The organism is Paracidobacterium acidisoli, assembly GCF_003428625.2.
GTDB lineage: Bacteria > Acidobacteriota > Terriglobia > Terriglobales > Acidobacteriaceae > Paracidobacterium > Paracidobacterium acidisoli.
Genome location: NZ_QVQT02000004.1, coordinates 165,393 through 176,644, shown reverse-complemented (window position 1 = coordinate 176,644; position 11,252 = coordinate 165,393). Strand labels below are relative to the sequence as shown.

8 protein-coding genes are annotated in these 11,252 nt (G+C 60.8%); 5 read left to right on the top strand and 3 right to left on the bottom strand.

Translation table 11 applies throughout. The annotated features are described in order from the left end of the window. Positions 1–41 precede the first annotated feature (41 nt). From D0Y96_RS11825 to D0Y96_RS11815, 3 genes are all read right to left on the bottom strand, one after another. Complete coding sequence (locus tag D0Y96_RS11825; protein WP_117300118.1) at positions 42–2,105, bottom strand: M13 family metallopeptidase; 2,064 nt, start codon at positions 2,103–2,105, stop codon at positions 42–44. A gap of 186 nt (positions 2,106–2,291) precedes the next feature. After that, on the bottom strand, positions 2,292–3,188 hold the full coding sequence (locus D0Y96_RS11820; RefSeq protein WP_147325036.1) for an SGNH/GDSL hydrolase family protein: 897 nt from the start codon (positions 3,186–3,188) through the stop codon (positions 2,292–2,294). A gap of 283 nt (positions 3,189–3,471) precedes the next feature. Further along, positions 3,472–3,672: a cold-shock protein gene (locus D0Y96_RS11815; RefSeq protein WP_117300112.1), complete on the bottom strand. Its 201-nt coding sequence runs from the start codon at positions 3,670–3,672 to the stop codon at positions 3,472–3,474. 337 nt (positions 3,673–4,009) lie between these two features. Between D0Y96_RS11815 and D0Y96_RS11810 the strand changes: the two genes are divergently transcribed. The 5 genes from D0Y96_RS11810 (at position 4,010) to D0Y96_RS11790 (ending at position 11,246) form a co-directional block, all read left to right on the top strand. Further along, positions 4,010–5,386, top strand: coding sequence for a pyridoxal phosphate-dependent decarboxylase family protein (locus tag D0Y96_RS11810; protein ID WP_117300110.1), 1,377 nt, complete (start codon positions 4,010–4,012; stop codon positions 5,384–5,386). Positions 5,387–5,411: 25 nt separating this feature from the next. Further along, on the top strand, positions 5,412–6,353 hold the full coding sequence (locus D0Y96_RS11805) for a DUF4432 family protein (RefSeq protein WP_117300108.1): 942 nt from the start codon (positions 5,412–5,414) through the stop codon (positions 6,351–6,353). A gap of 55 nt (positions 6,354–6,408) precedes the next feature. Then, positions 6,409–7,599, top strand: coding sequence for a galactokinase (galK, locus tag D0Y96_RS11800; protein WP_117300106.1), 1,191 nt, complete (start codon positions 6,409–6,411; stop codon positions 7,597–7,599). A gap of 201 nt (positions 7,600–7,800) precedes the next feature. After that, positions 7,801–9,579 carry an alpha-glucan family phosphorylase gene (gene glgP / locus D0Y96_RS11795; RefSeq protein ID WP_117300104.1) on the top strand — a complete coding sequence of 593 codons (1,779 nt, stop codon included), beginning with the start codon at positions 7,801–7,803 and terminating at the stop codon, positions 9,577–9,579. 215 nt (positions 9,580–9,794) lie between these two features. Next, entirely contained in the window at positions 9,795–11,246 is a 1,452-nt protein-coding gene (locus tag D0Y96_RS11790) for a UbiA family prenyltransferase (protein WP_117301002.1), read from the top strand. Positions 11,247–11,252 lie beyond the last annotated feature (6 nt).

Genomic DNA, 11,252 nt, shown 5'->3' with positions numbered 1-11,252 from the left:
GAGGCCCTTTCCTTTTTTGTCCGGCAGAAGCGAGGAGCTATTTACCAGACGCGGCACTTCTTCGCCGGGTCCATGGGCTGGCCGGTTTTGCAGCTGAAGGCGTGGGAGAACTCGGGCATATTGACGAGCACGCCTTTGACGCGCAGAGCGTCGGGCGAGTGCGGGTCGACATTGGCCAGCATGCGGAGGAACTCCGGACGCTCGTTGGTGCACCAGTTCTGGGCGTAACCAAGGAAGAACTGCTGCTCAGGGGTAAATTTTCCGTTCGCGGCAGCGCCGGGAGTCAGGGCTGTCCGGGCAAGGAGCGCCATGTAGGCGAGACGCAGACCGCCATTGTCGGCGGTGTTTTCGCCGAGCGTGAGCTTGCCATTCACCTTCACGTCATCGACGGCGGTGAACTGGCCGTACTCACCGGAGACGCAGGCGGTGCGCTCGTCGAAGTTCTTCTTGTCCTCCGGCGTCCACCAGTTGTGCAGGTTGCCTTTTGCGTCGAACTTCGCGCCCTGATCGTCGAAGCCGTGCGTGAGCTCGTGACCGACGATGGCTCCGATGTGGCCGTAGTTGCTGGCCGCGGAGGCGTGAGGATCGTAGAACGGCGGCTGCAGAATGCCGGCGGGGAAGTTGATGTCATTCATGCTGTCGTCGTAATAGGCATTGATGGTGGGCGGGGTCATCTGCCATTCGTCGCGATTGACGGGCTTGCCGATTTTATCGAGCTGATATGCGGTCTCAAAGGCGCGGGCGCGCAGGGTGTTGCCCAGAGCGTCGCCGGCTTTGATGTCGAGCTTCGAGTAATCGCGCCACTTGTCGGGGTAGCCGATTTTGTCGGCGACGGCGTGGAGCTTTTCCTTTGCTTTGACTTTGGTGTCGGGGCTCATCCAGTCGAGTTGATCGAGATCCTTGTCCATGGCGCCTTCGATGTCATGCACCATGCCGAGAGTCGCGCTCTTCATGTCCGGCGTGAAGTACTGCTGGACATAGAGCTTGCCGAGCGCTTCGCCGAGCGAGCCATCGACGCCGTTGACGCAGCGCTTCCAGCGGGCGGACTGCTCGGGCGTGCCGGTGAGCTTGCGGCTGTAGAAGTCGAAGTTCTCTTCATCGAAGGCGTGAGGCAACCGGTCGGCGAAGGAGTCGGCGAGATGGGCCCGCAGGTAGGACTTGATGGTGTCGAGGCTGGTCGAGTCGATGGTCTGACTGAGGCCGGTGAAGAAGCCGGGGACGGTCACATTGAGCTCGTCGACGGCCGGCGCGCCCATCCAGTGAATGTACTGGCGGAGGTCGATGGCAGGCGCGGAGGAAGAGACGGCGGAGACTGCCATCATGTGGTAAATGTTCTCGGGGTCGCGGCGCTCCACATTGCCCATGGAGACTTTGGCCAGCGCGGTTTCGAGATCCATGATCTGCTGCGCCTCGGCGGAGGCTTTCGCCTCCGGATCGCCGAGCAGGTGAAGCATGTTGGCGAGGTGCTGGACATACTGCTTCCGGATTTCAACGCTTTTGGCGTCGGTGCGGAAGTAGTAATCCTTTTCAGGGAGTCCCAGACCGCTCTGATCGATATAGGCGATCTCCTTTGTGGCGTCTTTGAAGTCTTGCTGCGAGCCGAAGTCGAAGAAGACGCCGACGCCCACCTTATTGAGGTGCGCGATGAGCTCGGGGAGCTGCTGCTTCGAAGTGAGGCCGTCGATGCTTTTGAGCTCGGGCTCGAGCGGCGCGACGCCGTGACTGTCGATCGCGGAGGTATCGAGGCAGGCCTGATAGTAATCGCCGATCTTCTGCTCATTCGAGCCGGCGGGCGCGTGTGTGGCTGCCGCTTTTTCGATCAGCCCGTGTAGCGCCTGGACGTTGTATTCGTAGAGATTGATGAACTGATCGAACATCGGCATGTCGGACGGGATGGGATGCAGTTTGGCGAAGTTTCCGCAGGCGTACTGGTAGAAGTCGTTGCAGGGATCTGCGGTGGTGTCCATCGCCGAGGAATCGAATCCGGGAATGGGCTTGAATGTTTCCTGTTTTGCCGGCGCGGCGGAAGTCTGGGCCGCAGAGGAAAGAGTGAGGCCTGTGCCGAGAACGGCTGCAGCGAGAAAAAGGTAAATGGTGGGTCGCATTCATCCCTCCGGGAGGAAATAAGAGAAACAAGATAATACGCGATGGAAGACGCCGGGGATACGACCTGGGGACAAACGGGTGGTGCGGGGTGACCGGCGGTTATGAGATCAGAACGGACGGGGGTTTAAGCGCGCAGGAAGAACAGAGGGTGAGCGAGGCCCGCCCTCTGCAATGGAATCTGACCATCAGTGGCTCAGCACCTGTTCCGCCATCACGGCCAAAAATGCATGGCCGAAGATGGTCGGATGTTCGGCGTCCCAGAAAAAGCTGACGTAGGGATTGCTGCACAGGGTTGGCGGGGAAACAGCCCGGTTCAGGCATGGATCAGTGACGTCGCTGAATCCGTAGTGCGTGCCGTCGGCGAGGATGGACTGGAGCAGGCTGTAGGTGTCGATGCGATAGAGGAGGGTATCCGGCGTAAAGGCCTCGAAGAGCAGTCCGGTGTCCAGACCAAGATTCAGCGCATTGCTCGCCGTCGAGGCAAAGGCGGAGATGCCTGCCTCCTGCGCCGCGGGCAGCAGGCCTACGTTGAAGAGCCTCGGCACGAGGAGATTCCTGGCTCCGGCGTGCTCGAGGAGGCGAACACTGCTCAGCAGTCCAAAGGCAATTTCGCCGCCCAGCACCTCGGGCGATCCACCGGTGGCGTTGAGAATGTCGTTGCCGCCGCCTTCGACGATGTAGAGCGCTTTGGGATCGGCTCGGAAGTTGTGCTGGCTGAGATAGAGCTCGACCTGCTGGGGAACGCTGGGAATGGTGAAGGCGCCTTCCGGCACGGCGGCGGTGACCTCGGCGCCTCCCACGGCATAGTCTGTCCCGCCGAGGAGCGACGGCGTCATCGACACGCCATAGGTGCCGGCAAGATGCTCGACCCAGAGCGGGCCGTTCGAGAAGCGTCCGTTGAAATAAGGGGCGGGCGGATAGGTTCCCCCGTCGGCGGCGAAGAGGTTGCCGACATCGCAGTAGCTGTCGCCGAAGACGTAGATTGCATCGAATGCGGGCTGTGTGGCCGCATGCGCTGCGAGGCATGACATCAGTATCAGGGCCGCCACGGCTGTGGCGCACAGATGAGCGGGGATTCGCATCGTTGAGTCTCCTTTCGGATGTTCAACGCAGACCGGGAGCGAGCTTCAGAATGGGGGAGGGAGCGGAGTGTGCAGGCCGGCGGTCGCCGCCTGCTGGCCAGCAAGCATAGCGCACAGGAAGAGTGGTTGTGCAGAGAAAATCAGAGTGCCGCGAATGGGCTCAGCTTAGATTTTCAGGGGGGGGCAGGTTTTCGTGGTGGCAGTGGATGCGGCGCCATGCACAGAAGACACAAAGGCGAGCCGAAGCTCGCCTTTGATGACATGTTTTAACTGTCTGCGTCCATTACAGAGGCTGAACGTCCGCTGCCTGCCAGCCTTTTGGCCCCTTGACGACGTTGAACTGCACGGCCTGACCTTCCTGCAGACTCTTAAAGCCATTGGAGTTAATGGCCGAGTAATGCACGAAGACATCTTCGCCGTTCTGGCGCGAGATGAAGCCGAAGCCCTTCGCGTCGTTAAACCATTTCACTGTTCCTTGTTCCATTTTGGTGCTGTTTCCTGACGTTAAATTGCGCTGGAGTGAATCGGAGCCGCACTGGCAGAAACCGCTACGGGGCGAAAACTGCTTTTGCCCGGTTCGGATCTAACGCAGTAATAGTCTATCAGACCACTCAAGGGAATGCGTAATCTCCTCTGTGACTTAAATACCGGCGAAGGGGTCACTTAAGGGCGGCCAGGTACCCGGAGCCGAGCAAAGAATGGCGCGTGCTGCTTCTCCGGGAATGCTGCAGGACGGTTGCAGGGACTGCTGCAGGGCTGTCGTCAGCCGCCAGGGTCGCATTTCAGGCGTATTCTGTGCGGGCGGGGGATGCCTGGAGCGAATGAGGCGGGATCTTTCGGTTGCGCTGCTGGATGAGGCTCTGGCCAGACTGCAGGAGAGCTTTGCCGGTCTTCCGGAGCTGGAAGGCTATGGAAGTGAAGATGTTGCGGCGATGACCCGGGTGATGGCGGAGGCGGCTGGACGGATGGCCGACAATTACCCGTATTTTCATCCGCTCTATGCCGGGCAGATGCTGAAGCCGCCGCATCCTGTGGCGCGGGCCGCCTATGCGATGGCGATGTGGCTGAATCCGAACAATCATGCGCTGGATGGAGGGCGGGCGAGCTCGCGCATGGAAGTGGAGGCGGTTCGGGAGATTGCCGCGATGTTCGGATGGCAGGAGTTTCTGAGCCACCTGACGAGCGGTGGTACGTTTGCGAATCTCGAAGCGCTGTGGGTGGCCGGGCAACTGGCTCCGGGGAAGAAGATCGCCGCTTCGACGCAGGCGCACTACACGCACAGCCGGATCAGCGGGGTGCTGAAGCTGCCGTTTTCAGCCGTTGCGGTGGACGACCGGGGGCGGATGGATCTCACTGCCCTGGAAGACACTCTGAAAGCCGGGGATGTGGGCACGGTGGTGGCGACGCTGGGCACGACGGCGCTGGGTGCGGTCGATCCGCTTCGAGAGATTCTGGCGCTGCGTGAGCGGTATGGCTTCCGGCTGCATGTGGATGCGGCGTATGGAGGGTATTTTCGACTGGCGTCGAACCTGGAGGAGGAGGCGCGGCGGGCGTTCGAGGCGATCTCAGGAGTGGATTCGATTGTGATCGATCCGCACAAGCACGGGCTGCAGCCGTATGGATGCGGATGCGTGCTGTTTCGCGATCCGGCGGTGGGACGCTTCTACAAACACGATTCACCGTATACGTACTTCACGTCGAACGAGCTGCATCTGGGAGAGATCAGCCTGGAGTGCTCGCGAGCCGGGGCCTCGGCGGCGGCGCTGTGGGCGACACAGCGGCTACTGCCGCTGATGCGGGGTGGAGAGTTCGCCCGGGGACTGGAGCGCGGACATGAAGCGGCTCGGAGGCTGCACGCGAGGCTGGCTGCAGACGAGCGATTGATTGCAGGGCCGGAGCCGCAGCTCGATATTCTGGTGTGGGCTGTGCAGGCGAAGACACTGGAAGAGTCGTCGCAAAGAGCGCAGGAGGTTTTCGATCAGGCGGCAGAGCGGGATCTGCATCTTGCGCTGGTGCAGCTGCCGGTGCGATTTTTTGCGGGAAGGGGCTGCTGGAAGGGAGCTCAGGAAGACGAGGCCCAGGACAGCATGGTAAGCTGCCTGCGTTCGGTGTTGATGAAACCGGAACATCTGGACTGGGTGGACGAGATCGGCATCCGGCTGGATGAGGCCGTTAACGTAAACGATGCGATAGTTTAAGGAGGCCAGGTTGTCGGAGAGCGGCATGGAACACGTCGAAATGAAAACGAATACATTACGCGTGACGCTGATTCCGGCGGCCGGCGGCAAGATTGCCTCTTTGGTGGCTGTGCGGCAGAATGCGGAGCTGCTGCAGCAGCCGCTGCTTCCTTATGCGGCGCGCACCATGACGATGGGGTTCGAGGAAAGCGATGCCAGCGGCTTTGACGAGTGTCTGCCGTCGGTTTCGGCCTGCGAGGTGGAGACGCCGGGCGGAAGGGTAGCCATTCCGGATCATGGAGATTTCTGGCGGATTCCCTGGGCCTGGGAGAAAAACGGGGACGAATTGCGGCTTTGGGCGACGGGACGGAGCCTTCCGCTGCATTTCGAGAGGCTGCTGCGACTGGAAGACGATATACTCCACATCCATTACAGCGTGCGGAATGAGGGTGATTTTGCAGTGGAATATGCATGGTCCGCGCATCCTCTGTTTGCAGTGGATGAGGGAGACCGCATTTTGCTGCCCCCGTCGGTGAAGAAAGCAATCGTGGAGAATTCAGGCGGGAACCGGCTGGGCGCGCAGGGCGTAATGCATGACTGGCCACGTACACAACTGCGGGATGGTGCGCCCGTCGATCTGAGCCTTGCCGGAAGCATGGCCGATGGGGTGGGAGACAAGCTGTTTGCCACTGCTCCGGCGGAGGGATGGGCGGCGCTGGAACGTATGCGGCATGGAGTGCGTGTCGAGGTGCGATTCGATGCGGCACAGCTGCCGGTGCTGGGTTTGTGGCTGTGTTACGGCGGATGGCCGGAGGGCAGGGTGAACCGGCAGTATTGCGTTGCGATCGAGCCGTGTACGGCCGCCGCTGATTCACTGGCGGCAGCGGCGAAAAAGGGCCAGGCGAGGAAGCTGCTTCCGGGCGAGTCCGAGGAATGGGAGATGCAGATTTGTATCAGCGATGTATCGCGGACTTCGCGGCAGGTGTAGCTTCAAAGCAGATTCATTTCATTCAGGACGGGATTTCGTGCCAGCAGACGGATCGATGACAGCCCCGGGTGTAAGCGGTATCAGAAATCTCCACGCCGGGCGTTTCGCGAAGGAGCCGGAGGTGTTCACTGCTCCGGGGCGCGTAAACCTGATTGGCGAACACACGGATTATGCGGACGGATTCGTGATGCCGGCAGCGATCGATTTTGCCACGCTGGCGGCGGTGAGTGAGCGGGAGGATCACCGCATTCTCATCTGGTCGGAGAATTTTCAGGAGCAGGTGAAGCAGGATGTGGGGACGCTGCCGGAGCGGGGACGCCACCACTGGAGCGATTATCCGCTGGGAGTGGTGGAGATCCTGCGGCGGGAGGGCATAGCGGGCCGGGAATCCAGCCGGGGGTTCAGCATGACGCTGAACGGCAATGTGCCGCTGGGGGCAGGCCTGAGCTCTTCGGCGTCGCTCGAAGTCGCGTCGATGCTGGCTGTGCTGCATGTGGCGAAGGCGAGCCTGGCTCCGCAGGTGATGGCTCAGCTCTGCCAGAGGGTGGAGAACCAGTATGTGGGCGCGTCGACGGGGATTATGGACCCGTTCATCGCCTGCTGCGGGGCCGAGGATCATGCGCTGCTGCTCGACTGCCGGTCGCTGGAATACCGGCTGGCACCGATTCCGCGCCATCTGAGCCTGGTGATCGCCAACACGATGGTGAAGCATTCGCATGCGGGCGGGGAGTACAACACGCGGCGTGCCGAGGTAGAGGAGGGTACGGCGATTCTGCGGGAGCACCGGCCGGAGATTCGCCTGCTGCGCGATGCGACGATGGAAGATCTGGAGCGGTGGGGCGGGGAGATGCCGGAGAGCGTGCTGAAGCGCTGCCGCCATATCGTAACGGAGAATCTGCGGACCGTGGCCGCGGCCGATGCGCTGGAGTCGGGTGATCTGAAGAAGCTGGGACAGTTGATGGCAGAGGCCCACGCCAGCTATCGCGATGATTTCGAGGCGAGCTGTCCGGAGGCCGATGTGATGGTGGAGCTTGCGGGCAGACAGCAGGGATGCGTGGGAGCGCGGCTGACGGGCGGAGGATTTGGCGGCTGCACGGTCAATCTGGTCGAAACCACTCAATCGGCGATATTTGCCGAACGGCTGCACGAGGGATACCGCGAGGCGACGGGCATCGACGCGGAGATTTACCGCTGCCATGCGTCGGCCGCGGCGCACCGGGTGTGGCCGGAAGACAAGAGCTGCTAAGGGCTTTCGGCGATGCAAAGGCGATCCTGAGAATCCGGAAGGGTTCCTGTTTACAACGCGGGATCAAAGTTTCCACAGTCAGCGCAACCGAATTCCGCTCCGGATGTAAGAATCAGAGAAGCAGGCAGCTGGCGAAGCCCGGCAATTCTGCGTGTTGATCGAGCCTGCGGCACGAACACAAACGCCGGAGATGGATTTCGAATGCGATTTGAACATCGTTCGCAGTTTTCTTCCCAGGACGCTTCCGGGAATGCAGCTTTTGTCGCTTATTTTTCCATGGAAATTGCCGTTACGCCGGAGATGCCGACCTACAGCGGCGGTCTGGGCGTTCTGGCGGGAGACACGCTGCGTGCGGCAGCCGATATGGGCCTGCGGCTGGGTGCAGTGACGCTGGCCCATCGCAAGGGATATTTCCAGCAGCATCTGGATGCGAATGGAGTGCAGAGTGAAGAGACGCAGCCGTGGAATCCGGAGAAGACGCTGCATGGCGAAGAGCCAATCATCACGATCACCATCGAAGGGCGTCCGGTTGCCATTCGGGCGTGGCGATATGACCTGCAGGGAGTGACCGGCCACACCATTCCGGTCTATTTTCTGGACACGGATATGGAGCAGAACGATCCGGCGGATCGCGGGCTGACGGATTTTCTGTACGGCGGGGACACAAACTATCGTCTGCGCCAGGAAGCGGTTCTGGGTATCGGTGGCGCGCACATGCTTTATGCCCTGGGCTATGAGCCTGCCGTCTGCCATATGAATGAGGGCCACGCCGCGCTGCTGACGGTAGCGCTTCTGGAGCGGCGGATGGGCATTGCCGGTCTGGATGCGGCGACGGAGAGCGATCACGAGGCGGTGCGGCAGAGCTGCGTCTTTACCACGCATACACCGGTGCCGGCAGGCCACGACCGGTTCTCGACCGAGCAGGCGGAGCATATTCTTGGGCATGAACGGCTGGCTGTTCTGGAGAGATTCGGCTGTCTGCACGATGGACTGCTGAACATGACCTACGTCGCGCTGCGATTTTCCCGCTTCGTGAACGGGGTGGCGATGCAGCACGGGAAGGTATCGCGGGAGATGTTTCCCGAGTACACGATCGATGCGATTACCAATGGCGTGCATGCGGCAACCTGGACCTCACCGGCGGTGCTGGAGCTTTTCGATAAACACCTGCCGCGCTGGCGCCAGGACAATGTGACGCTGCGCTATGCGATCGATATTCCGGAGAACGAGATTGTCGAGGCGCATGCGGCCTCGAAGCGAGTGCTGATGGAGGCGGTGAGACAGCGGACCGGCGTCGAGCTGAATGCGGAGATTTTTACCATCGGATTTGCGCGGCGAGCGGCCACCTACAAGCGCGCGGATCTGCTCTTTACCGATGCGGAGCGGCTGGCGCGGATCGCGCGGGAAAAGGGCGGTCTGCAGATTCTGTACAGCGGCAAGGCGCACCCCGCAGATGAGCCGGGCAAGGCAAAGATTCGCCATGTGATCGAGCTGGCGCATGCGCTGAGCAACGAAACGCTGAAGATCGTCTATCTCGAAAATTATGAGTGGGCGCTGGGGGCGCTGCTGACGGGCGGTGTGGATCTGTGGCTGAATACGCCGAAGCGGCCTTATGAGGCCTCGGGTACGAGCGGCATGAAGGCGGCACTGAACGGGGTTCCGAGCCTGAGCGTGCTCGACGGATGGTGGATCGAGGGCTGGATCGAAGGCGTAACGGGCTGGGCGATCTACGACCACGATCTCGATACGGAAGAGGCGGCTTCGCTCTATGACCACCTGGAGAAGATTATTCTTCCGATTTACCACGAGCAGCCGGAACAATGGCAGCGCATTATGCGCTCAACGATCGCGCTGAACGGGTCGTTCTTCAACACGCAGCGCATGCTCGAGCAGTACATTATCGACGCGTACTATCCGGAGCAGGCGGTGAAGCAGGCCAGTGAGGCGCCGGAGGCGGTCCTGGCGGGTGACCGGCGGTAAGAATTTTGTATCGGTCATAAGCACATTTTGATCAGGAATTGCGGTGCTGCGAGTCACGCTGTGTTCAAACTCGCAGCGGGCTGCGATGGTATACTCCGGCTTAGTAACGCTGCTCCATCATCGGATGTGAAGCCCGGAATTTCTTTGCTGAACTGAATGTCTTTTGGCCCCACCTGGCGGCCTATCTGCGTACAGGAGACCGAGCTTTGGACCAGGTGCAACTCAGCAGTCTGACGCCGACCGCTTCGCAAAGACCTTTATGCGTCGATCTGGACGGTACGCTGGTAAAAAGCGACACGCTGCTTGATTCCATTCTGCTGCTGGTGCGCAGCCGCCCGCTTGCCGCGCTGCAGCTGCCGCTGTGGCTCCGTTTTGGAAAGGCAGGCTTCAAGGCGCGCATCACCTCGCTGGTGTCGCTCGATGTGTCCTGTCTGCCGTATAACCGGAATCTGCTGACGTATCTCGAAGAGCAACGCGGCGAGGGGCGCAGGATTTATCTGGCAACCGGAGCCGACGGACAGCTGGCGGAGCGTATTGCGGCGCATCTGGGCATCTTCGATGCGGTGCTGGCGAGTGACGGCGCGACCAATCTGACAGGGAAGAATAAGCTGGAGAGCCTGCAGCAGAGGTTTGCCGGGGAAGGCTTCGATTACGTAGGCAACGCAACGCCCGATCTGCCTTTGCTGGCCCATGCCGGAGAGGCGATGGTGGCGAATCCCCATGCGGCGCTGCGCGCAGGGCTTCGCAGCCAGCGGATCACGATCGGACGGGAGTTTCGCGACCGATCTCCTCGCCTGCGGGTCTTTCGCAAGGCGGTCCGGGTACATCAGTGGGCCAAAAACGTTCTTATCTTTGTCCCTTTGCTGCTGGCGCATGCTCTTCAGCTGCAGACGATTCTGAGCGCCATTTACGCATTTCTGGCGTTTTCGCTCTGCGCATCGGCCACCTATATTGTGAACGATCTGCTGGATATTGAAGCGGATCGCCGTCATCACAAAAAGCGCTTCCGCCCTTTTGCCTCCGGAGATCTGTCGCCGGTGGCAGGAATAGGGATCGTGGCACTGTTTCTGGCAGCGTCGCTGACGATTGCCGCTGTTTTGCTGCCGCCGGATTTTCTGGGCTGGCTGCTGCTGTATCTGGTTTCGACGCTGCTGTACTCGCTGTGGCTGAAGCGGGTGGGGCTGGTGGACGTGATCCTGCTTTCAGGGCTGTATACGCTGCGGCTGCTGGCAGGCGGTGCGGCGGCGCAGGTCTTCTTCTCCCCCTGGCTGGCGGGATTTTCGATCTTTCTGTTTCTCAGCCTGGCCATGGTCAAGCGATTCAGCGAGCTGCAGAATGCGCGGGCGCAGGGAAGCATTCTGTCGAATGGGCGAGGGTATCTGCTGGCCGATATCGAGCAGCTGCGCAGCTTTGGAACGGCCAGCGCGTATGCGTCGGTTGTGGTGTTTTCGCTGTATATCAGCAACGGCGACGTGATGGCGCTTTACAGGCATCCAGGACGCATGTGGCTGATGACTCCGCTGATGATTTTCTGGCTGAGCCGGGTATGGCTGCTGGCTTCTCGTGGTGAGATGGATGAAGATCCCGTTATTTTTGCCGTAACGGACCGCATGAGCCTACTGACCGGCGCCGCTGCGGTGCTGATCGCGGTGCTGGCAGCTTTTTGACAAGGA

Bases quoted from the DNA above. Each gene is read 5' to 3' on its own strand.
- D0Y96_RS11805 (WP_117300108.1), top strand. From the start codon at position 5,412: ATGGAACACGTCGAAATGAAAACGAATACATTACGCGTGACGCTGATT.
- D0Y96_RS11820 (WP_147325036.1), bottom strand. From the start codon at position 3,188: ATGCGAATCCCCGCTCATCTGTGCGCCACAGCCGTGGCGGCCCTGATA.
- D0Y96_RS11825 (WP_117300118.1), bottom strand. From the start codon at position 2,105: ATGCGACCCACCATTTACCTTTTTCTCGCTGCAGCCGTTCTCGGCACA.
- glgP (WP_117300104.1), top strand. From the start codon at position 7,801: ATGCGATTTGAACATCGTTCGCAGTTTTCTTCCCAGGACGCTTCCGGG.
- D0Y96_RS11815 (WP_117300112.1), bottom strand. From the start codon at position 3,672: ATGGAACAAGGAACAGTGAAATGGTTTAACGACGCGAAGGGCTTCGGC.
- galK (WP_117300106.1), top strand. From the start codon at position 6,409: ATGACAGCCCCGGGTGTAAGCGGTATCAGAAATCTCCACGCCGGGCGT.
- D0Y96_RS11810 (WP_117300110.1), top strand. From the start codon at position 4,010: ATGAGGCGGGATCTTTCGGTTGCGCTGCTGGATGAGGCTCTGGCCAGA.